We start from the raw sequence: 22,008 nt of genomic DNA on the forward strand, positions 1-22,008 counted from the left end.
ATGTCAAAGTCGGGCTAAAGGGCGGTCGTCCACCTCCACGCCGTCCTCCCGCTCCTCCTCACCGAGGTCGGTGACGTCGACCTCCGGGGCGTCGCCCTCGCCGTTGTTCGCCGTCGGCGGTTCACCGTGGAACCCGGTCGTCTCATCGCGTCGCTGATCGGACATGTCTCCTCCTCGGGGTCGGATGTCCAAGCATCGGCCGACCGGACCTGCGCGCACCAGCACCTTGACAGGACGCGCGAGCGTGCGGCACCCGCGCAGGTGGAGCCCAGGGAGGGGCGATACCGTGCAGGGGACCCCCGCACGATCACCGCGATCCCCCGACAGAGGACACGATGACCCACGGCACCCTCGCCCTCGCCGCCCCCCAGTCCGGATACGAGGGCTTCATCGGCTGGGTCCTCAGCCTGATCGAGTCGCTCGGCGAGATCGGCGTCGGGCTGGCCGTGCTCATCGAGACCTTCGTGCCGCCGATCCCCTCGGAGGCGATCCTCCCCGCCGCCGGCTTCCTCGCGTACGACGGACGCATGAGCGCGTGGGGCGCCTGGGCGGCCGCCACGATCGGCGGTCTCGTCGGGGCCTGGATCTGGTACGCGATCGGTGCCGCGATCGGCCGGGACCGCACACGACGCCTCGTCGGTCGCATCCCCCTGCTCGACCACGACGACTTCGACAAGGCGGAGGCGTTCTTCCAGCGGTGGGGTGGCCGCGCGGTGCTGCTCGGCCGGTGCGTGCCGCTGGTGCGCTCCTTCATCTCCATCCCGGCCGGCATCGAGCGCATGGCCCTGTGGCGCTTCACGCTCTACACGACCATCGGGTCGGCGGTGTGGAACGGCATCTGGATCGGCCTGGGCTTCGCGTTCGGCCCCGCGATCCGCCCGATCCTGGAGCAGTGGAGCGGCCTGCTCTCCGACATCGCGGTCGGCGCCATCGTTGTGCTGCTCGTGGTCTTCATCGCGCTGCGCATCCGGCGGCGGATGCGCGAGGCGGCCGCGCGGCGCGAGCAGGAGGAGGGGCCGGCCTGACGCCGACCCCTCCCGCCGTCAGTTCCCGGAGCGCACGCCCTCGAGCGACGGGTAGTCCGCGTACCCCTCGGCCGTGGAGCCGTAGAAGAGCTCAGGACGCGGCTCGTTCAGCTCCGCGCGGGTGCGCCAGCGCTCCACCAGGTCGGGGTTCGCGATCACCGGGCGGCCCGCCGCGACCGCGTCGGCCCACCCCTCCGCCACCAGCTCCTCCGCGGACTCCCGCGTGGTGGGCACGCCGAAGCCCGTGTTGACGATCAGCGGCGCGCCCGCCACCCGGCGGAGGTGCTGCACGAGGTCGCCCGACGGCTCGGCGTGGAGCACGTCGAGGAACGCGAGGCCGAGCGGCGCGAGCCCCTCGGCGACCGCGGTGTAGGTGGCCCGCACGTCATCCGCGTCGTCTTCCAGAACACCCTGGATGCCGTGCTGCGGCGACAGGCGGATACCCGTGCGGTCCGCGCCGACCGCGGCCGCGACGGCCGCCGTGACCTCGATCGCGAAGCGCGCGCGGTTCTCGGGCGACCCGCCGTAGCGGTCGTCGCGCACGTTCGACACCGGCGACAGGAACTCGTGCACCAGGTAGCCGTTCGCGCCGTGCACCTCGACCCCGTCGAAGCCCGCGGCGATCGCGTTGCGCGCGGCCTGCGCGAACTGCTCCACGACCACGGGGATCTCGTCGAGCGTGAGCGCGTGCGCGACGGGAAGGTCGCGCTTTCCCTCCGGCGTCCGGGTCTGGCCCGGGGCGGCGAGGGCGCTCGGCCCCACGACGCGCGGCTCACCCGAGATGGCGGGGTGCCCGACGCGTCCGCCGTGCATGAGCTGCATCACGATCGTGCCGCCGGCCGCGTGGACGGCGTCGGTGATGCGACGCCACCCCTCGATCTGGGCGGGGGTGACGATGCCCGGCTGACCCGGGTAGGACATGCCCTCACGGGCGGGCCAGGTGCCCTCGGAGACGATGAGGCCCTGCCCGGCCCGCTGGCGGTAGTACTCCTCCATGACCGGCGTCGGCACGCCGTCGGCGTCGGCGCGGGTGCGCGTGAGGGGCGCCATGACGACGCGGTTGGACAGCGGCAGGGCGCCGAGGATGGCGGGGTCGTAAAGAGTCACAGTGGGGACCAATCCCCGCAGCGCCCGCGGTATTCCCGCTCAGCCGCCGCCGAGGTCGGCCAGCAGGGTCGCGAAGTGGTCGAGGTCGGCGGTCGACCACTTCCGCAGTCGTTCGCCGATCCGCCCCTCGTAGCGGGAACGCGCGAGTGCCACCCGCTCCTGCGCGAGGGGCGTCGCCACGAGCCGACGGGCACGGCGGTCCTCCGGGTCGGGAATGCTCTCCACGAGTCCGAGCTGTTCGAGCTGCCGCACCTGCCGGCTGACGGCGGACTTGTCGGTCTGGAGCCGCTCGATGAGGGCACCCGCCGTCGCCGCCTTGCCCGACAGGATCGAGGTGAGCACCTGATAGCCGAGCGGCTGCAGCTCGGGGTGCACCGTCACCGCGGCCTCGCGCCAGGCGACGCGGATGCGGGCGATCAGTCGCCCGAGCTCGTGCTCGACGCGCACCACGGCGGCGTGATCGACGTCGATCTCCGACGACGCGGAGGTGTCGACGGCGCCCTCGCCGGGGGCGGGGTCGGACGGGGCACTCATGCCGCCAGTGTACGGCGAAGCCCCGCCACCTCCGGGGTGGCGGGGCTTCGGGCGGGCGTCGTCACACAGGGTGGTGCCGCGATGGTGGCGTGCTCCTTGTCCACCGTAGGGGGGACAGACACGGGCAGCGATGAGTGGCACGGTGGTCACACGTAACATTTTATCGGCGGGACTGAGAGGATGGACATCAGGTGATCAACCGAAAGAGCACCTTCACCGCCGCGTCGATTGTGGTCGCGTCGACCGTTGGGTTGATGAGCATCGCGTCGCCAGCGGCCGCCGACGACGATCCGACCCATGACGCAGCTACTCCCGATCACATCTCGTCCCTCGTTGAGAGGGCCGCAGATGCGGCTGGTGCTAGTGCCACACCCACCGGGACACCCTCGACGGTCGAGGTGGCGGTCCCCGACCATGCTTCCGACGGAATTGCAGTCCATACTCCCGACGGCTCGGAGTATGCCGTTTCTAGCCCCACTCAACTCTCGCTTGAAAGCGGCGTGGTCGCCGCTGACGGCAGCACTGTGTACGTGGGTAAGGACGGGCAGCCCGACGTGACGGTGGCACCGCTCAACGACGGCGTCCGAATCTCGACCGTGCTCTGGGACAAGACTCAGACCAGCACCTTCGATTATCGGTTGCCCCTGGCGTGAACGGGGAGATTCTTCAGGACGGCAGCGTGCTTCTCACTCGATCCTCCGTGGGTGATTTTGACGCAGTTTCCACCACGGTCGCCACCGTCGTCGGCAAGATCGAGCCCGCGTGGGCGATCGACGCGGATGGACGATCAGTGCCGACCGCGTATGCACTCGCTGACGGCGTTTTGAGGCAGACAGTCGACACCGCCGGAGCGAGGTTCCCCGTCGTCGCAGATCCAAAGTGGGGCTTCTCGGGGCCGCTACAGGTGCGAGTACGGTGGAACCGCGCAGAGACGGCCACCATCGCGAACGGCGGTTGGGGCTCGGCGGGAATGACCGGGGTGTGCGCGTCCGCCGGTGGGGCTCTCGCGGGTGCCGCCGGCGCTGCCATCCTCGGGGCTGGCTGCCTACTCACGAGCTCGCCCGCCATCGACACTGCCGGTGTGGCACAGAATTCGACGCCAAAGCGTTGCCTCGAGGGCTTCCTCACCTACGTTCCCGGGGTCAGCATCGTGGTGCCCTGGTACGGAACGTACGCATGCCGATGGCGGAGAACTCCTACCGAAAATCGCTACGCACGCGGATGCGGGTGCTTTTCTCGCCCGCACGCTCGGCGCTCTTCGCCGGGGCGCTCCTCGTCGCCGTCATCGGGAACATCCTCTACATACGCGATGACGGCGCGCCCGAATGGCTCGGAGCACTGTCGGTGAGCCCGATCTTCGCGTTCCTCTTCTGGGAACTCGCCACCGACGTGCGTCGACGACGCGATGATCGCGAGCGTGAAGAGCGAGAGCCGTAGCCCGACGACACCTCATGCCGCCAGTGTACGGCGAAGCCCCGCCACCTCCGGGGTGGCGGGGCTTCCGGCGGGCGTCGTCACACCTCCGACAGCAGCCGGAAGGCCTTCGACGCGGCCTCGATCTCGCGCGGCGTGAGCTGGTCGATCACGGCCCGCAGCCGGGTGCCGTACTCGCGACGGACCTCGGCGAGCGCGGTGCACGCCCCCGGGGTCGCGGTGAGCACCCGCAGCCGGCCGTCACGCTCGTCGGGGTGGGAGTCCAGCAGCCCCAGCTCCTCGAGCATCCGCACCTGGCGGCTGACGACCGACTTGTCCATGTCGAAGCGCTCGGCGAGCTCGTGCGCATTGGCCGACCCGGCCCTGTCGATGAACGTGAGCAGCTTGTACCCCGCCACCGGGAGCTCCGGGTGGACCCGGGCTGCGGATTCCTTCCACAGCGACCGGGTCCGCGCGAAGATCAGGTTGAGGTGCGCCTGCAGGTCGCTGAGCGCCGTGTCGACGTCGGCAGTGCCGACCGCGTCGGGGGCGATCATCTCAGCGCTCCCGCGTCCGATCCTCGCGCTCGAGCACGCCCACCGTTCCCGTGGTGGTCGCCGGCTCGGCCCGCGTGGTACGGATCGTGCCCGTGGAGAGCGAGGCTCCCACCTCGGCCTCCGACACCTCGATGACCGACTCCTCGGCCTGCTCGCGCAGCTGCTCCGCGGCGTTCTTGGTGGACAGCGGCTTGTTCTTGATGAACGCGATCGCGATGATCGAGATCACGGCGAGCGGGATGGCGATGATGAACGCGTCGGCGATGCCGTGGCCGTAGGCGCTCTCGACGATGGAGCGGATGGCGTCGGGCAGCTGGCCCACCTTCGGCACGTCGCCCGAGGCGAGGTGCTTCAGCGCGTCGACCTCCGCCTGACTCGACGGGGTGAAGCCCTCGAGCCCGTCCTTGACGTACGTCGCGACGCTCGAGGAGAGCAGCGATCCCATCACGGTCACGCCGATGGTGCCGGCGATCGTGCGGAAGAAGTTGACGTTCGACGACGCGGCGCCGAGCTGACGCGGATCGGTGTCGTTCTGCACGATGAGGGTGAGGTTCTGCATGACCATGCCGAGGCCGGCCCCGAGCACGAACATGTAGACGGCGACCAGGATGAACGGGGTGTCATAGCGCAGCGTGGACATGAGGCTCACGCCGACCGTGGCGAGCACGGAGCCCGTGAGCATCCAGCCCTTCCACTTGCCGAAGCGGCTGACCAGCTGGCCGATGATGATCGACGCACCCATCTGCCCGATGATCATCGGGATGGTCATGAGGCCGGACTCGGTGGGCGTGGCGCCACGGGCGAGCTGGAAGTACTGCGCGAGGAACACCGAGGTGGCGAACATCGAGACGCCGATCGCGATGGAGGCGATGACCGACAGCGTGAACGTGCGGTTGCGGAACAGCGACATCGGCACGATCGGCTCCTTCACGAAGAACTCGACCGCCACGAACCCGGCGATGGCGACGCCGGCGATCACGGCGAGCACGATGCTCGTCGAGGAGTCCCAGTCGAACTGGTTGCCACCCATCGACACCCAGATGAGGAGGCTGGACACGCCCACGGCCAGGAGCACGATGCCGAAGTAGTCGATCGACACCTTCGTGTCGCGCTGCGGCTTGGGCAGGTGCAGCGTGAACTGCAGCAGCACGAGCGCGACGATCGCGAACGGGACGCCGACGAAGAAGTTGGCGCGCCAGCCCCACGCGTCGGTGATGACGCCGCCGAGCAGCGGGCCGCCGATGGTGCCGAGGGCCATGATCCCGCCGACGACGCCCATGTACTTGCCGCGCTCGCGCGGCGAGATGATGAGGGCGACCGCGATCATGACCAGCGACATGAGCCCGCCGACGCCGATGCCCTGGATCACCCGCACGGCGATGAGCATGTTCGTGTCGGTGGAGAACCCGGCGATCACGGTGCCGACCGTGAAGAGGATCAGCGAGATCTGGATAAGCACCTTGCGGTCGACGAGGTCGGCGAGCTTGCCCCAGATCGGGGTGGAGACGGCGGTGGCCAGCAGGCTCGCGGTGATGACCCACGTGTACTGGGACTGCGTGCCGCCGAGGTCGGCGATGATGACCGGCATCGAGGTCGACACCACGGTGCCCGAGAGCACGGCGACGAACATGCCGACGATGAGGCCGGAGATCGCGGTGAAGACCTCGCGGGCCGAGCGCGTGGCGTCGGCCGGAGAAGAAGAGGTGTGTGACAAGGGGGAACGCTCCTGCGTAGAAAGTTGATCGAGATCAACCATACGCCGATGGTTGCGAAAACGCAACTATCCCGGGTGCCCCGTCCGCGTCAGCCGCAGAACGCCCCCAGCGACTCGTGCAACTGCTCCACGGCCTGGATCGTCTCCGGAGACTGGAGGTCTCCCAGTCCATCGATCTGATCGGCACCCGAGGCGATCACGTCCCCCAGGTGGCCGTCGATCCCGGCCGCCAGATCGTCGAGCGTCGCCACCAGCCGATCGCGCGCGGCATCCGCCTGCTCTGCGGTCGCCCCACCCTGGTCGAGCAGACCCTGGTACTGCGCGTAGGCGTCGTCGATCGTGGCGCACGCGCCCTGCACATCGACCCCGAGGGCGTCGCCGGCCGCCTGGGTGACCTGCGAGCAGCCCGCGAGGAGCCCGGCGGTAAGGAGGAGGGGGACGACGGCGAATCGGCGCATGACCCGAGGGTAACCCGGGCCACCTGGACCGATCCTGACCCGCCGCCCCCGCGGGGTCAGCCGCCCGACGGGTTGTCGAGCGGGCGCCCCTCGTCGTCGGTGGTCTCGCGCTCCAGCACCTCGTCCGTCGTCTCGCCGCCCTCGTCGGGAGCGCCACCCGAGGCGGTGTCGGCCTCTTCGTCGGCCCCCGGCGTGCCCTGCGTGTTCTGCGGATCACTCATGTCGTGCCTCCTCTGTCTGGTGCCCCGACGCTACGCGCGCGACCACGGCCGAGCGCAGGGGCTTGACCGCCGTCGCGCCAGGCCCCACACTCCCGCGAGCACGAGCCCGCCCGTCGAGCACCCAGGGGTCAGTCGGCCCAGAGCCGCTCGATCGGGACGGCCGCGCCCAGGATGCGCTCGGCGGCGCGGTGACCGGACAGCATCGCGGCCGACACGGTCGCGGGGTCATCTGTCCAGGTGGCCTCCCCGGCGAGGTGCAGCACGCCCCCGATCGGCGTCGCGAGATCGTCGTGGTCGGCGGTCGTGGAGCCGAGCGTCATGTACGCGTATGAGCCGTGCGCGAACGGGTCGTCCTGCCACGCGGTGCGGTGCACGGCCACCGGCTCCACGGCCCGGTCGCCGTACAGCCGCCGCAGCTGCGCCATGACCGAGGCCACGACCTGCTCGTCTGCCCAGTCCCTCGTCGCGGTCGCCGCCGGCCCCGCCGCGAAGGTCAGCAGCGTCGGACGCCCGTGCGCTGCGGTGAGGTCGTACCAGGAATGCCACCAGCGGCCCTCCGGGCCCTGCTGCCGGATGGCGTAGACGCCCTCGTCCCAGAACCGCTCGGGAAAGCGCAGGAACACCTTCTCGAACGCGTTCATGCGCAGCCGTCCGAGCGCGTCGGCGTTGGCCGAAGGCAGCGGGGGCACGATGTCGACCGCCCCGGAGTGGAGCACCCCGACCGGCAGCGTCACCACGGCGGTGTCGCCCGCGAACACGCCGCGCCCCGTGTGCACCAGCACCCCGTCGGTCCAGTCGACGCCCGTCACCACGTGGCCGAGCCGCACGTCGAGACCCTGCGCCAGCCGTTCGGGCAGCGCGCCGTAGCCGTCGGGGAACACGACCTCGTCGCCGTCGATCTGGTCGTCGTCGAGCCCGTGCGCCGCGAGGTCCTCGATCCACGCGCCGTACTGCTCCTCCGCGCGGTGCTCCAGATACTCGCGCACGCGCTGGGTGCGATCCGCATCCCAACCCTGCCGCTCCAGGGCCTCCTCCGTGGCCTCGCGGTACGAGGCCTCGGGCGCCGACGCCGCGATGACCTCGGGCAGGACGGCATCGACCGCGTGCACGTCGGCCGCGAAGGCACGGGCGGCCTCATCGGGCAGCCGCCGCCCGTCCACGCCGTAGTTCGCGATCGGACGACCGTCGACCTGGTAGCCGCCCACCGTGAACTCGACCGTGCGCATGCCGAAGGCCGCGGCCGCCGCCGCCACCGGGCTCCCGTCGACGCCGTGGATCCACGAGGCGCCGAGGTCGGTGGCGCCGTCCGTCCGATCCGTGTGCACGCGACCGCCGACGCGGTCCCGAGCCTCCAGCACGACCACCGTGCGCCCGGCGTCCTGCAGCAGCCGTGCCGCGGTCAGTCCCGCGACCCCGGCTCCGACCACGACCGTGTCGACCCGTTCCATGATTCCTCCCGCGGCGGGACATCGGCGTCCTCGCCTCGACGATACCCATCGCCGCCCGCCGCCACCGCCCCATCACCTCGACGGACGCCGGTCACCCCGCGTCCGGCGCCCGACGCGGGACCGCCGTGGTGGCGGGCGTCGCGTCGTCCGCGTCGTCTGCGTCCGCGCGAAGCCCGATGCCCCAGCTCGCTCCGCGCGCCAGCATCATGCCGAGCACGGACACGACCGCGAAGGTCAGCATCAGCAGCCGCGCCGAGCCGACCATGTCGGGCAGCGCCAGGTTCACGAGCACGCCCGCCATCGCCGCGCTGAAGGCGCTCGCGATGAGGAACACCGTGTTGACGGCGGCCGCCGCCTTCGCCCCCTCCTCCTCATCGCGCGTGCTGCCGAGCGCCGCGACCGTGAGGTGCGGGAATCCCAGGCCGATCCCCGCGCCGGCGACGAACAGCGTGACGAACCACAGCGCGACGACGAGTGCCGACGGCCCCTCGTGCTGGAGCAGCCCGTACGCGGCGAGCCCGAGCGCGACCGTGAGCGGGCCGACCGTGATGAGCACCCGCCGGGACCGGACCCCCGTGGCGTTCGCGGTGAACATCTGCGTGACGGACCACCCGAGCGACAGCGCCGCGCCGAGCAGCCCGGCGACGAACGGCATCAGTCCCCCGATCTCCTGCCCGAAGAGCGGGATGAACGCCTCCGTGCCGATCGCGAAGGCCAGCACCGCGACCGTCAGGTACACCCAACCGAGGGAGGAGCCGCGCACGAACGTGACCCGGGGGAGGATCCCGACGCGGCTGCGCTTCTCGTGCCGCACAAACCACAGGGCGAGCACGACGCCCACGACCAGCGCGACGCCCGTGCCGACACCCGCGGGCACGACGCCGGCGACCCCGACCGCCGCCACCCCGCCGGCGAGCAGCACCAGCGACCCCCACGGCACCGACTCGCTCGAGCGGGCACGGGCGGTCTGCGGCAGCGCGCGGACCACGACCAGTCCGATCAGCGCCGACAGGACGGCGAGTCCGACGAACGGCGCGCGCCACGCGTCGAGCTGCGCGAAGATCCCGCCGACGACGGGGCCGACGATGTTGCCCACGCCCCACATGGCCGACACGAGAGCAGCGCCGCGGGCCCAGAGCCGCTCCGGCAGGGCACGCTGGATGAGCGCATAGCCGAGACCGGCGAGCAGGCCGCCGCCGAGCCCCTGCACGGCGCGCCCGACGAGCAGCGCCGACATCCAAGGGCTCACCGCGCACAGGAGCGAGCCGAGGGCGAACAGCCCGAGCGCCAGCAGGTAGGCCCGCACGGCCCCCTGACGGGTGAGGATGCGGCTCACGAGCATCGCGCTCACGACCGACGCGAGCAGGAAGGTCATCATCGTCCAGGCGTAGAACTCGGCCCCGCCGATGTCGCCGACGATCGTGGGCAGGAGGCTCGTGGTGAGGTAGACGTTGCTCGCCTCGAGCAGCACGCCGCCGGCGAGCACGGCGGCGATCGGGGCGTAGCGACTGCTCAGCAGCTCGCGCCAGCTCCCGCTGACCGGTGTGGACGTCTGTGGTGAGGACATGAGCATTCCTTTGCAGCGTCGGCGGAGGTCGATCACCTCCGTGGCGCCGGTGCTCGGCGGCCTTCCGTCACGGTATGACCTCAAGTAATGTTGAGGTCAAGCGGCAGCGCCGCGCGGACCGGTTTGGAACCGGATGCGGCCGGGATGCGGATACCTCTTGTGACCAACGACAACGACATCATCCGTGACTCGATCACGTCGGCGGAGCGCTTCGCCGAGATCTTCGAGCGACATATCACTGCCGTCACCGCCTACGTCGCGCGGCGGGTCGGCCCCCACGCCAGCGACGACATCGTCAGCGAGACCTTCCTCGCCGCGTTCCGTCGGCGCAAGCGCTACGACATGACCAGGACCTCCGCGCTCCCCTGGCTCATGGGGATCGCGACCAAGGTGCTCGCGCAGCACCGGCGGGCGCAGGCCACGCACTGGCGCGCACTGCACGCCGCGTTCGGCGCCGGCGACGAGGACACGGTCGACGACCTCGACCGCTCGATCTCCCGGCTGGACGCCTCGGCCCAGCTGGAGGATCTGTTCCCCCGGATCGCCGCGCTGTCGGCCAGGGACCGCGAGGTGCTGTTCCTGCACGCCTGGGGCGATCTGACCTACCCGGAGATCGCCGCGGCGCTCGGCATCCCCATCGGCACGGTGCGCTCCCGGCTGAGCCGCATCCGCGCGAAACTCTCCGCGCCCCCACCGCCGGCACCCGCGCGCCTCGCGCACGCCCCCCGCTCGGCCACCACACACATCCGCTACGCAGAGACGGAGTCCGCTCATGGACATCTTTGACCAGGTCAGGGAGATCCGGCCCACCTATCCCACCTCCCCCCAGGCGCCCCGCCGGGCGCTGCACCAGGAGATCGCCCGCTCCCGGCGCTCGCGCCCCCTCCGCCGCATCGCGGTGGTCTCGCTCGGCGGCGCCGCCGTCGCCGCCGCCGTCGTGACCGCCATCGCCGTGGCGCCGCCCGGGGTCGTCAGCCAGCCGCAGGCCGCGTCGGCCGCCGAGTACCTCACCGAGACCGCCGCGTCCATCAGGGCCGCCGCGGCCGCGGCCCCCGCCTCGGAGACGACCGCGGTCACCATCACCACCAGGCACCTCGGGATGGTCGGCGGCCCGAACACCGTGTTCGCACCCTTCGGCGACATCCGCGCCGGAGCCACCGGCGCCGTCGTGTCGCAGTGGAGCGGCACGTACCGGCTCGACGCCGACGGCACCCTGCACGTCACCGACCAGATCCGCTTCCACTCCACCGACGTCTACGGAGACGAGGCCGCGGTGGCGACCGCGTGGAACGACTATTACGGCAGCACGGAGATCGGTCCCCTCGGCACGCCACCCGTGGCCGAGGACCCGCACTCGGCGGACTCGCCGCCGGAGACGCTCCCCGTGTCGCCCGCGGACTTCCCGCACGATCCCGCCGCCTTCCTCGAGGCCTGGACCCAGGGCATGAGGGACCTGATGGACGCGGAGATCGCCGAGTCCGCGGAACTCGTCGACGGCGACCTGGAGGAGAGCGGGATCCTCGACCGGACGTACGAGCGGTACGACGTGCCGGCCGCCGAGCACATGCTCTCCACGCTCGCCACCTCGACCCTGCTGCACACGGGATCGCCGGAGTACCGCGCGACCTTCCTCGAAGCCCTCGCCCTCGCTCCGGGCATCACGGTCGAGGAGGACTCCACGGCGGTCAAGGTGCTCGCCTACGCCTCCGACGAGCAGCGCTACCGGCTGTCGATCGACCCGGCGGCCGGTGCCGTCGTCCAGATCGACGAGTTCCTGCTGGCCGTGCCGGGACAGCTGTGGAACCGCCACACGAAGGACGACCCGCCCGTCGAGGTCGGCTCCGCCCCGTTCCTGCCCGACGGCATCCCCTCCCGGTCGAGCACGTTCCGCTCCGCTCCTGCGAGCTGAGCCGTCCTCGCCCCACGGCGCCCCTCCCCGGTCTCCGGTGGAGGGGCGCCGTCGTCGCCCCGCACCCGCGCAGACCTCATCTATTGTTGAGGTCGAGCGAAGGGAGCGCACGATGGAACCCGAAGACCTGCTTCCGATCGGCGAGGTCACCCGGCGCACCGGCGTCGCCCCCTCCGCGCTGCACTTCTACGAGCAGCTCGGCCTCATCTCGTCGACGCGCACCGCGGGGAACCAGCGCCGCTACCGCCGGCACATGCTCCGCCGCGTCTCGCTGATCGTCGTCGCCAAGCGCATCGGCATCCCGCTCAGCGAGGTGCAGGAGCTGTTCCAGACACTGCCCATCGACACGCCGCCCTCGCACGCCGACTGGCGCCGGGTCGCGAAGCTGTGGCGCACACAGCTCGAGGAGCGTCGCACCCAGCTGGAACACCTGCAGCGCGAGCTCACGGGGTGCATCGGCTGCGGCTGCCTGTCGCTCAAGGCGTGCCGCCTGCTCAATCCCGACGACACCCTCGGCGACGACGGTCCGGGCCCCCGCCGCATCTGACCGGGCACGTCGCGCTCGACGTTCGTCCAGCGCGGATCCGACGATCAGCCAGACCTCTGCGCCGGGCCGCCAGGCCGTCCGAACGGCGTTGTGCCGGTAACGAGTAACCCTTTACCTTCTAGACGGCACGCGGCCATCCGTGTGCCGTCCTCACGGTCGCGGGCTGTCCCGACAGCCAGGCGCGGGTGCGCGTCCGCGAGGGAACCGATCATCACGTCGTCGCACGGTGTCGTCGCGCCGGCGTGATCGACCAACCATTGAAGGGATACCCGTGGACTCCACAGCAGCAGTGCTCTCGCGACCACCCGGTCGCGTGCGCCGATTCACGAGCATGCTCCTGGCATCGCTCTTCGTCACCTCGGCACTGGTCGGGGTGAGCACGCTCGGAGGCCCCGCTCCGAGCGCCGAGGCCACCCAGAGCTGGGGCACGACGACGCTTCGTCAGACCAACCAGTTCTTCGCCTATGTCAACGCCGGCGAACAGCTCACCGGCGACATCTCGAAGCTCGTGCGAGGGGTCGGATCCCAGTCGGCCACGCTCCGGGCCACATCGCCGTCCGGTGAGACGTTCGAGTGCACCGTGGCCGCCGACGCGGTCGTCGGCACCGCCTGCACGTTCGGCACCCAGACGGCGGCGGTCAGCGGCATCTGGACGATCGACTTCGTCCGTCCCGTCGCCGACTCGCAGGCCGCCGCCGGCACCTTCCAGTGGAACATCACCGTCAGCTCGGGCGGCACGCCGATCCCCGGCCGCGTGTGGTCCGACGACTTCATCATGGAAGACACGGAACCGGCGACCTTCGACCTCTGGTACGTCGGCTCGACGGGCTACCAGTACCGGTCGACGTACTCGGACTTCCGCGGCATCTCGAGCCGGTTCCAGGTGAACCAGTTCGGCAACGTGCTGCCAGGGACGTGCACGCCGTACTACGGCAGCGCGGCCATGGGGGCGCCCACCGGCTCGGAGATCCCCGGCATCGAGCCGAGCGACTCGTGCGGTGTGCCGTACCACATCTTCTTCGAGATGCCCGCGGCCGACCTCCCCGCGTCGGCTTCTGCCGTGGACGGCAGCCACTTCGTGCTGCCCGCGCCGGAAACACCGGACATCTCCGGCTTCGCGTTCGCGCCCGCCGGCAACGACACGCGTGCCGGCACGTTCACCTTCACCACGAGCGGTCACGTCGGCTCGGTCGACCTCTGGGTCGACGCGGACGCCGACGGCTTCTACGGAACCGCGGGCGATCGCCTGATCACCGTGGCGGTCAACGGGGACGGCGTGCAGACGGTGTCCTTCGACGGACTCGACGCCTTCGGAGCACCGATTCCCGCGACGACGCAGTTCGCCGCGCGCGCCGGTATCTCCAAGGCGGGTGAGATCCACTTCGTCAACTCCGACATCGAGAGCCGCGGCGGCATCTCCGTGACCGCGATCAACGGCCCGGCGGCCGGGTCGTCCACCCTGTACTGGAACGACACGACCCTGGAGCTCGCGAATCACCGCACGGACTGCCTTCCGCCCGTGATGGACGGACGGGCGGGGACGGCGAGCGCTGTCCCCGGCGGCGTGCACGGCTGGCCCTGCGACATGAGCATCCAGCCCAACAACGCGAACAACGGCGTCGACGGCCCCTGGGGCGACGTGCGCCACATCGACGACTGGACCTTCACGCCGGTCGACGAGCAGGAGCAGATCATCGTCGCACCCGCGGCGAACTACACCGTGGTGAAGTCGTCCGACCCGGCCGACGGCGAGTCGGTCCAGTCGGGTGACGTGGTGACCTACACGATCGACGTGGCACAGGTGGGCAACGTCCCCGCGGACGCCACGCTCACCGACGACCTCGCGAACGTGCTCGACGACGCCGCGTACAACGGCGACGTCGCCGCCAGCACGGGAACGGTCGACGTGACCGGAACCACCCTGTCGTGGAACGGCACCCTCCCCGTGGGCGGGACCGCGACGATCACCTACTCCGTGACCGTCGACGACATGTCCGACCTGCCCGCGGGCGACTACAGTCTCGGCAACGTGGTCACCAGCCCCGGCTGTGCGACCGCGGACGACTGCTCGACGGTGCACCCGATCGGCGCGTACTCCGTGGTGAAGACCTCGGACCCCGCGTCCGGCACAACCGTGTCCGATGATCAGAAGCTGACGTTCACCGTCACCGTCACCGAGACCGGTCAGGGTTCCGTGGACGGCGCGACGCTGACCGACGACCTCTCCGACGTGCTCGACGACGCCACCTGGAACGACGACCTCGTCGCCTCCGCCGGCACGGTGTCCTTCGACCAGGACAGCGAGCAGCTGGACTGGTCGGGCGACCTGGCCCCCGGCGCCGTCGTGACGATCACCTACTCGGTGACCGTCACCGGAGACGGCGACCAGTCGCTGATCAACCAGGTCACCAGCCCCGGGTGCGCCTCGCCCGAGACGTGCGGCACGACGCACCTGTACGGCACCTACTCGGTGGTCAAGGAGTCCGACCCCGCGTCGGGCACCGACGTGGCCCCCGGTGACACCATCACCTACACGGTGACCGTCACCCAGGCGGGTACGGGCGCGGTCGACGCCGTGCTCACGGACGACCTGACCGGGGTGCTCGACGACGCCGTGTGGAACGGCGACCTGGCGGCCGACCTCGGCACCGCGTCGTTCGATCCCGCGACGAACGCCTTCACGTGGAACGGCACGCTCCAGCCGGGCGAGGTGGCCACGATCACCTACTCGGTCGGGGTCAGCGGCGCCGGAGACACCGACCTGCTCAACGTCGTCACCAGCCCGGGCTGTGCCACCGCCGACGTCTGCTCCACGGAGCACTTCGTCGGGGCGTACTCCGTGGTCAAGACGTCCGACCCCGCGCCGGGGACGGCCGTCGAGCCGGGGGACGTCATCACCTACACGGTGACGGTGACGCAGACCGGCAGCGGGGCGGTGCAGGACGCCGTCCTCACCGACGAGCTGCCCGAGGTGCTCGACGACGCCACCTGGAACGACGACGCGGAGGTCTCCGCCGGTGACCTCGAGTACGACGAGGACACGCAGGAGCTGAGCTGGACCGGTGACCTGGCCGTGGGCGACGTCGTCACGATCACCTACTCGGTGACCGTGACCGCCGCGGGCGACACCAGCCTGACCAACACGGTCACCAGCCCGGGCTGCCTCACGCCGGAGGACTGCACGACGAACCACCTCGCGGGTTCCTACTCCGTCGTGAAGGACTCCGATCCCGCCCCGGGCACCGACGTCGCCACGGGTGACACGATCACCTACACCGTGACCGTCACCCAGTCGGGCCTCGCCGCCGTGACGGGCGCGACGCTCACGGACGACCTGTCCGAGGTGCTGGACGACGCCACGTGGGACGACACGATCACCGCCACCAGCGGTGCCGCGACGTTCGACCCGGCGACGGCACAGCTCGCCTGGACGGGCGACCTGGTTCCCGGCGCCGTGGTGACGATCACGTACTCGGTCACCGTCGTCGAGGGTGGCGACACGACGCTCACCAACGTCGTGACCAGCCCCGGCTGCGAATCCGAGTCGGTGTGCACCACCGAGCACTACACCGGCACCTACGCCGTCGTGAAGAGCTCGGACCCGGTGTCGGGCACGACGGTCGCGGCCGGCCAGGTGATCGACTACACGATCACGGTCACGCAGGACGGTGCCGGATCGGTGGCCGCACTGCTGTCGGACGACCTGACCGGTGTCTTCGACGACGCGTCGTACAACGGCGACGTGGCGGCGAGCCTCGGCACGGTGGCGATGGACGGCGCGAACCTCACCTGGAACGCGACGCTCGCGCCCGGCGAGGTCGCGACGATCCCGTACTCCGTGACCGTCGGGGCGATCGGATCGGGTGACGGGCAGCTGCCCAACGTGGTCACGAGCCCGGGCTGCCAGAGCCAGACCGACTGCGCCACGGTGCACCAGGTCGGCGCGTACACCTTCGAGAAGACATCGGACCCCGCACCGGGACGGGTCGACCGCGGCGACGTGATCGACTACACCCTGACGGTGCGCCACACCGGCGTCGGACCGATCCCCGGTGCGCGGATCCTCGACGATCTGACCGCGGTGCTCGACGACGCCACGTACAACGACGATGCGGTCGCGTCCGCGGGGACCGTGACCCGTGACGGCGTGGACCTCACCTGGACCGGCGACCTCGTCGCGGGTGACGTGGTGACGATCACCTACTCGGTGACCGTCACGGGCAACGGTGATGGCGACATCGACAACGTCGTCACCACCGACGACCCGCGCGGCGGCTGCGCGGCCAACGAGCCGTGCCGCACCGAGCACGACGTGCCGCCGATGCCGGGCCTGGCCACCACCGGTGGCGAGCTGCCGGTGTGGTCGGTGCCGATCGCGCTCCTGCTCCTGCTGGTCGGCAGCGGCGTGTACGTCGTCGCCCGCCGTCGTCGGAGCGACATGAACGCCGAGTAGTGGACGGTGCTCGACGGGAGCGGGGTGGCCATCCGGCCACCCCGCTCTCGTCGTCTGCGGAGCCGCTTCGACGCATGCCGTGCGGCGTATGCGGGCCGGGTTAGCCTGAGGACAGCGATCGGCATCCGCCCTTGGCTTCCACAGCTCAAGGGCTCCCGATCGACAGGAGAGCATCATCTCTCTCACCCGAACCGCCTCCCCCGCCTCCGCCCTCGGCCCCGTCCGCCAGACCTACGCGGGCACCGCCGAATTCCCCCCGATGACACGGGCGTACCGCGACGTGCAGCAGGTGGTGAAGGAGACCGGGCTGCTGCAGCGCACCCCCGTGTTCTACTCGCTCGTCGGCGGCGCCCTGCTGCTGGCCCTCGCCGGCTGCGTCACCGGCTTCCTGCTGCTCGGCGACAGCTGGTTCCAGCTGCTCATCGCGGCGGCGCTCGGCATCGTCTTCACGCAGATCGCGTTCCTCGCGCACGAGGCAGCGCACCGACAGATCCTGTCGTCCGGTCCCGCGAACTTCCGCCTCGCGCGCATCCTCGCCGGGATCGTCGGCATGAGCTACCACTGGTGGGACTCGAAGCACACCCGCCACCACGGCAACCCGAACCAGGTCGGCCGCGACCCCGACATCGAGGTCGACACGATCTCCTTCCTCGAGACCGATGCCGCGCAGTCCCGCGGCCTCGTGCGGCTGATCACCCGCAAGCAGGGCTGGCTGTTCTTCCCGCTGCTCACGCTCGAGGGCCTCAACCTGCACTACATCGGCCTCAAGCACCTGCTCACCCGCAAGAACGTGAAGGGCCGCTGGATCGAGCTGTCGCTCATCGTCGCCCGGTTCGCGATCATCCTGATCCCGGTGTTCCTGATGCTGCCGCTCGGGATGGCGTTCGCGTTCCTCGGGGTGCAGCTCGCGGTGTTCGGCGTGTACATGGGCGCGTCGTTCGCCCCGAACCACAAGGGCATGCCGATCATCGCGCCCGACGCCAAGCTCGACTTCTTCTCCAAGCAGGTGCGCACCTCGCGCAACATCCACGGCGGCCGCTGGGTCACCTGGCTCATGGGCGGCCTGAACCACCAGGTCGAGCACCACCTGTTCCCCAACATGTCGCGCCTGCACCTGGCGAAGGCGCGGGAGATCGTGCGCGACTACTGCGCCGCCAACGGCATCGCGTACACCGAGACGAGCCTCGTGCGCTCCTACGCGATCGTGATCGACTACCTCAACCGGGTGGGGCTCGCCGCGCGCGACCCATTCGACTGCCCCGCCGCCGCCCAGCTGCGCCGCGCCTGACCGCCGCCCGCAGACCGGGGGTGCGGTCGCGGCACGGGAGAATGGACTCCATGTCCGCGCGTTCTCCCCAGCGACTGCTCTCCTCGGTCCGCCGGCTGCTGCACACCGACCCGTCGAGCGTCGCGCACACCGAGGCCTTGCCCGTCATCGACGAGCGCACCGTGCCGCGCGTGCTCGACCTCGCGACCCGCATCGGCGAGTCGATGTTCGCGGTGGGGGCGTCCGCGCACGAGGTGACCCTCGCGATCACCCGCGTGTGCGAGGCCTACGGGCTCAAGGGCGTGCAAGTCGACGTCACCTACAACTCGATCACGGTGTCGTTCCACCTCAGCGGGGAGGTGTGGCCGGAGACCCTGGTGCGCGTGGTGCGGGTCGCCGCCCCCGACCACGCCAAGCTGCAGCGCGTGCAGGCCCTGGTCGCCGACATCGACGCCGGGCTCGACCTGGAGTCGGCCCGCACCGCCTTCCGCGTGATCCGGCGGATGCCGTTCCGCTACCAGCAGCCGGTCGTGATCGTGGCCCGTGCGCTGCTCGCGGTGGGCGTGAGCATCATGCTGGGCGCCTCCCCGATCATCGTCGGGCTCACGTTCGTCGCGGCCCTGTGCGCCGCGCTCACCCAGGCCGGGCTCGCGCGGCTGCGGGTGCCCCTGTTCTTCAGCCAGATCGCGGGCGGGTTCGTGACGACGGTCGTCGCGGTCGCGGTGTCCGCGCTGGGCAGCGCCGGCGTCGAGCCCTTCGTGGGCATCCGGCCGTCGATCATCGTCGCGTCCGGCATCGTGCTCATGCTCGCCGGACTCACCGTGGTCGGTGCCGCGCAGGACGCGATCGACGGTTTCGCGCTCACCGCGGGCGGTCGCATCCTCGACCTCACGATGCAGACCCTCGGGGTCGTGATCGGCATCCTCGTCGGACTGGAGCTGGGCGGCGTGCTCGGCTTCACGATGGGGCTGCCCGACGACCCCGCCCCGTTCGGGCCGCTGCTGAACCAGTTCGCCGGTGCCGTCATCATCGCGGTCGCCGTGGCGGTGTTCAACGGCGCGGGACTGCGGATCATCCTGGTGAGCGCGCTGCTGAGCGCCCTGACGCTCGCCGGGTACGCGGGCACCGTGGCGCTGCACCTCCACCCCGCGGCGGCGAGCGCGGTCGGCGCGCTGCTGGCGAGCTTCGTCGGCATGCTGATCGCGCACAACCTGCACGTGCCCTCGGTCGCGGTGACGACGGCCGCGATCGTGCCGCTCGTGCCCGGGGTCGCGGTGTTCCAGGGGCTGCTGGAGATGGTGCACGCGGCGGGCACCTCCGCCGGGATGCTCGCCACGGGCGGCTCGCTCATCGACGCCGCGGTGATCGGCATCGCGCTCGCCTCCGGCGCCTCCCTCGGCCTCTACCTCGGCACCCCCGTGCGGGCGACCCTCGCGGGCGTCGCGAAGACCAGGGCGCGCGTGCGGCGCTGACGCGGGCGCGGCTCAGGTCGCGCGAGGGGGCGCGGTGAGGTCGAGCGCCCACTCGTTCACGGTGAGGTCGGCCCCGCGGAACCGCTCGGTTGCCACGCCCACGAGCTCGAACCCGCCGCGGCGGCACACCGCGTTGGAGGCCGGGTTGTCGACCGCGGGGAACGCGAGCAGCAGCCTCCGGCCCTCGTGGTGCTCGCGCGCCTCCGCGACGAGGAGGGACAGCGCCCGCGCGGCGACCCTTCGCCCCTGCGCCGCGGGCAGCACGAACCACCCGGTCTCCCACGAGGGGCCCGCGCTCCCCTCGACCTTCCACCGCCCGATCGAGCCGAGCGGCGTACCGCTCTCGTCGACGATCGCGAACATCCGCGCCTCGCCGTCGCGCTGCAGCCAGAGGTACCGCTCGTGACGCGCCAGGATCTCCTCCTCGCTCTCCGGTCCGTTGAGATGCGCGGTCATCTCCGGGGTGTTGGCGGCGTGCAGCAGCGGCAGGTCGGCGGGCGACCACGGCCGCAGGGCGAGGGTGTCCATGCGGGGAGTCTGCCGTCGACCTCCGACATCCGCGACCGATGTCGGAGGTCGCGCCTACCGTCTCCCGCATGCCAGATCCCGTGCCGACGTGGTGGGCGAGACGCCAGTTCTCGCGCGGTGCCGCCGTGCCCTACGCGGTGGGCACCTACCGGTCGGCGTGGTCGGCGTATCCCGAGCTCGTCCGCCAGTACCACCCCGAGCTCAACCACGGCATCGCGCTGTCGCAGGTGCCGCTGGCCGCCGACGTGCTGCTGTGCTGGGAGTGTCCGCTCGGGCACCGGTTCGCGGCCACCCCGACCGAGCAGCGCGAACGACCGGGGCGCGTGCGGCGGCGTTCGTCGTGGTGTCCGGAGTGCTCCGCGCTCGCCCGCCCGCAGCCGGTGGTGCTGGGCGAGGCTCGCGCGCTGCCCGCCCGCCCGAAGAAGCCCGCACCCGCGCTGTGCACGAAGACCCCCGACCTGCCGAAGGGCACCCCGTTCCTCAGCGCGTGCGCGCCGAAGCCCGCGTCGGCGGCCGAGGCGAAGCTGCGCGCGATGCTGCGCGACCGGCTGGAGTTCACCGATGGCCTCAACGCGATCAAGGTCGTGCGGCCGTTCTTCCGGCACACCGAGGTGTGGCCCGACATCCTGCTGCCCGAGCTGCGGGTCGCGATCGAGTACGACTCCGTCGGCCGTCACGGGCTCGAGCACGTCGGCACGCGCGAGGAGGCCGATCGCCGCAAGGACCGCGCGGTGCGGGGCGCCGGCTGGGAGGTCGTGCGGCTGCGCACCGGTCCGCTCGAATCCCTCGGCCCGTACGACGTGCAGCTCACGGGGCTCGGCCGGGTGGCGATCGATCGGCTCGTCGAGCGGCTCCGCGAGATCCGGGGCCCGCTCCTCGTCGACCCGTATCTGCGCGCGTGAGCGCCGCGCTCCCCCGGCGACGTCCCGCGCTTGGTAGCCTGACGACCACCCCGCCCCCACCCCGAAAGGCCGCCCCGATGCTCGGCGAGACCGTCACCCTGAACGCCGAGCGCGGCGTCACGCTCACCTGCTACGTGCAGCCCGTCGACGGCGAGTTCGCCGGGGTCACGGCGCGCCCGGCCGTGCTGATCCTCCCCGGCGGCGGCTACCAGTACTGCAGCGACCGGGAGGCGGATCCCGTCGCCTACCCGTTCCTCGCGGCGGGGTATCAGGCGTTCGTGCTGCGCTATTCGGTCGGCGATCAGGGAGCCTGGCCGCGCCCGCTCGACGACTACGAGCAGGCGATGGCACAGCTCACGGCGAACGCCGACGCGTGGCACCTCGACCCGACGAAGATCGCCGTCATCGGGTTCTCCGCCGGCGGGCACCTCGCGGCAGTCGCGGCGACCGTGGCCGAGCACCGGCCCGCCGCCGCGATCCTCGGCTACCCGGTGATCCTGCCGGAGATCGCCGACCGCTGCCGACCGGGCATGCCCTACCCGGCGGAGCACGTCACGGCCGACACCGCCCCCACCTTCCTCTTCCACACGCGCGACGACGACGTGACGGTCGTGGAGAACACGCTCACCTTCGCCTCCGCGCTGGCCGGAGCCGGAGTGCCCTTCGAGGCCCACGTCTACTCGTACGGTGCCCACGGTTTCTCGACCGGGGCGGCGCACCTGAACCCGCGCCCCCTCACGCCGCGCGGCCGGAGCTGGGTTCCCGAGAGCATCGCGTGGCTCGACGAGACCCTCGGTGCCCTCACCGCCTCCGGCATCGGCGAGCCGCGACTGTCGTCCGATGGAGCGACGGGCGGGCCCACACCCGCGTGATTCCGGGACTGGCC

Annotated in this window: 21 protein-coding genes; 11 read left to right on the top strand and 10 right to left on the bottom strand. The window is 71.2% G+C overall.

Annotated elements, in window-relative coordinates; all coding sequences use genetic code 11:
* Positions 1-3 precede the first annotated feature (3 nt).
* Positions 4-165 (bottom strand): hypothetical protein, encoded by a 162-nt coding sequence (locus KV394_RS01860; RefSeq protein ID WP_247982147.1) that lies wholly within the window; start codon positions 163-165, stop codon positions 4-6.
* Between the two features lie 170 nt (positions 166-335).
* Here KV394_RS01860 and KV394_RS01865 point away from each other — a divergent pair, with 170 nt between their 5' ends.
* Positions 336-1,025, top strand: a complete 690-nt coding sequence (locus KV394_RS01865; protein ID WP_247982148.1) for a DedA family protein — start codon at positions 336-338, stop codon at positions 1,023-1,025.
* Between the two features lie 18 nt (positions 1,026-1,043).
* On the opposite strand, the gene KV394_RS01870 is transcribed toward KV394_RS01865, so the two are convergent.
* Together KV394_RS01870 and KV394_RS01875 are read right to left on the bottom strand one after the other, a co-directional pair.
* Positions 1,044-2,132 carry an alkene reductase gene (locus tag KV394_RS01870; RefSeq protein WP_247982149.1) on the bottom strand — a complete coding sequence of 363 codons (1,089 nt, stop codon included), beginning with the start codon at positions 2,130-2,132 and terminating at the stop codon, positions 1,044-1,046.
* 39 nt (positions 2,133-2,171) lie between these two features.
* The gene (locus KV394_RS01875) at positions 2,172-2,666 is read right to left on the bottom strand and encodes a MarR family winged helix-turn-helix transcriptional regulator (RefSeq protein ID WP_136036657.1); all 495 of its coding nucleotides are present in this window, start codon (positions 2,664-2,666) and stop codon (positions 2,172-2,174) included.
* A 191-nt stretch (positions 2,667-2,857) separates the two neighbouring features.
* Here KV394_RS01875 and KV394_RS01880 point away from each other — a divergent pair, with 191 nt between their 5' ends.
* A complete protein-coding gene (locus tag KV394_RS01880) occupies positions 2,858-3,319 on the top strand; it encodes a hypothetical protein (protein ID WP_247982150.1) in 462 nt (153 codons plus the stop codon).
* Between the two features lie 529 nt (positions 3,320-3,848).
* Positions 3,849-4,103, top strand: coding sequence for a hypothetical protein (locus KV394_RS01885; protein WP_247982151.1), 255 nt, complete (start codon positions 3,849-3,851; stop codon positions 4,101-4,103).
* Positions 4,104-4,180: 77 nt separating this feature from the next.
* Here the strand turns inward: KV394_RS01885 and KV394_RS01890 are convergent, their stop codons facing one another.
* From KV394_RS01890 to KV394_RS01915, 6 genes are all read right to left on the bottom strand, one after another.
* Positions 4,181-4,636, bottom strand: a complete 456-nt coding sequence (locus KV394_RS01890; RefSeq protein ID WP_136034793.1) for a MarR family winged helix-turn-helix transcriptional regulator — start codon at positions 4,634-4,636, stop codon at positions 4,181-4,183.
* Position 4,637: 1 nt separating this feature from the next.
* Positions 4,638-6,266, bottom strand: coding sequence for an MFS transporter (locus tag KV394_RS01895; protein WP_372490598.1), 1,629 nt, complete (start codon positions 6,264-6,266; stop codon positions 4,638-4,640).
* Between the two features lie 173 nt (positions 6,267-6,439).
* Positions 6,440-6,808, bottom strand: a complete 369-nt coding sequence (locus tag KV394_RS01900) for a hypothetical protein (RefSeq protein WP_136044797.1) — start codon at positions 6,806-6,808, stop codon at positions 6,440-6,442.
* Between the two features lie 56 nt (positions 6,809-6,864).
* Complete coding sequence (locus tag KV394_RS01905; protein ID WP_168387187.1) at positions 6,865-7,029, bottom strand: hypothetical protein; 165 nt, start codon at positions 7,027-7,029, stop codon at positions 6,865-6,867.
* A gap of 128 nt (positions 7,030-7,157) precedes the next feature.
* On the bottom strand, positions 7,158-8,477 hold the full coding sequence (locus tag KV394_RS01910; protein WP_247982152.1) for a flavin monoamine oxidase family protein: 1,320 nt from the start codon (positions 8,475-8,477) through the stop codon (positions 7,158-7,160).
* Between the two features lie 91 nt (positions 8,478-8,568).
* Positions 8,569-10,044 carry an MFS transporter gene (locus KV394_RS01915; protein WP_136044799.1) on the bottom strand — a complete coding sequence of 492 codons (1,476 nt, stop codon included), beginning with the start codon at positions 10,042-10,044 and terminating at the stop codon, positions 8,569-8,571.
* A gap of 159 nt (positions 10,045-10,203) precedes the next feature.
* On the opposite strand from KV394_RS01915, the gene KV394_RS01920 reads away from it, so the two are divergent.
* The 6 genes from KV394_RS01920 (at position 10,204) to KV394_RS01945 (ending at position 19,692) form a co-directional block, all read left to right on the top strand.
* Positions 10,204-10,830 carry an RNA polymerase sigma factor gene (locus KV394_RS01920; RefSeq protein WP_247982153.1) on the top strand — a complete coding sequence of 209 codons (627 nt, stop codon included), beginning with the start codon at positions 10,204-10,206 and terminating at the stop codon, positions 10,828-10,830.
* Positions 10,817-11,953 (top strand): hypothetical protein, encoded by a 1,137-nt coding sequence (locus KV394_RS01925; RefSeq protein ID WP_247982154.1) that lies wholly within the window; start codon positions 10,817-10,819, stop codon positions 11,951-11,953. Before KV394_RS01920 ends, KV394_RS01925 begins: the two co-directional genes overlap by 14 nt.
* A 112-nt stretch (positions 11,954-12,065) precedes the next feature.
* Positions 12,066-12,500 (top strand): redox-sensitive transcriptional activator SoxR, encoded by a 435-nt coding sequence (gene soxR / locus KV394_RS01930; protein WP_136034779.1) that lies wholly within the window; start codon positions 12,066-12,068, stop codon positions 12,498-12,500.
* Between the two features lie 331 nt (positions 12,501-12,831).
* Positions 12,832-16,953, top strand: a complete 4,122-nt coding sequence (locus tag KV394_RS01935) for a DUF11 domain-containing protein (RefSeq protein ID WP_247982155.1) — start codon at positions 12,832-12,834, stop codon at positions 16,951-16,953.
* A gap of 259 nt (positions 16,954-17,212) precedes the next feature.
* Entirely contained in the window at positions 17,213-18,241 is a 1,029-nt protein-coding gene (locus KV394_RS01940; protein WP_136034775.1) for a fatty acid desaturase family protein, read from the top strand.
* Positions 18,242-18,291: 50 nt separating this feature from the next.
* Positions 18,292-19,692, top strand: a complete 1,401-nt coding sequence (locus KV394_RS01945) for a threonine/serine exporter family protein (RefSeq protein WP_136036643.1) — start codon at positions 18,292-18,294, stop codon at positions 19,690-19,692.
* Between the two features lie 12 nt (positions 19,693-19,704).
* Here KV394_RS01945 and KV394_RS01950 read toward each other — a convergent pair whose 3' ends face one another.
* The gene (locus KV394_RS01950) at positions 19,705-20,220 is read right to left on the bottom strand and encodes a GNAT family N-acetyltransferase (protein WP_247982156.1); all 516 of its coding nucleotides are present in this window, start codon (positions 20,218-20,220) and stop codon (positions 19,705-19,707) included.
* A 68-nt stretch (positions 20,221-20,288) separates the two neighbouring features.
* Here KV394_RS01950 and KV394_RS01955 point away from each other — a divergent pair, with 68 nt between their 5' ends.
* Both KV394_RS01955 and KV394_RS01960 read left to right on the top strand, forming a co-directional pair.
* A complete protein-coding gene (locus KV394_RS01955; RefSeq protein WP_247982157.1) occupies positions 20,289-21,122 on the top strand; it encodes a zinc-ribbon domain-containing protein in 834 nt (277 codons plus the stop codon).
* Between the two features lie 77 nt (positions 21,123-21,199).
* Positions 21,200-21,994 carry an alpha/beta hydrolase gene (locus tag KV394_RS01960; protein WP_247982158.1) on the top strand — a complete coding sequence of 265 codons (795 nt, stop codon included), beginning with the start codon at positions 21,200-21,202 and terminating at the stop codon, positions 21,992-21,994.
* The last annotated feature ends 14 nt before the right edge of the window (positions 21,995-22,008 follow it).

The sequence above is a fragment of the Microbacterium sufflavum genome (assembly GCF_023101165.1).
Taxonomy (GTDB): domain Bacteria; phylum Actinomycetota; class Actinomycetes; order Actinomycetales; family Microbacteriaceae; genus Microbacterium; species Microbacterium sufflavum.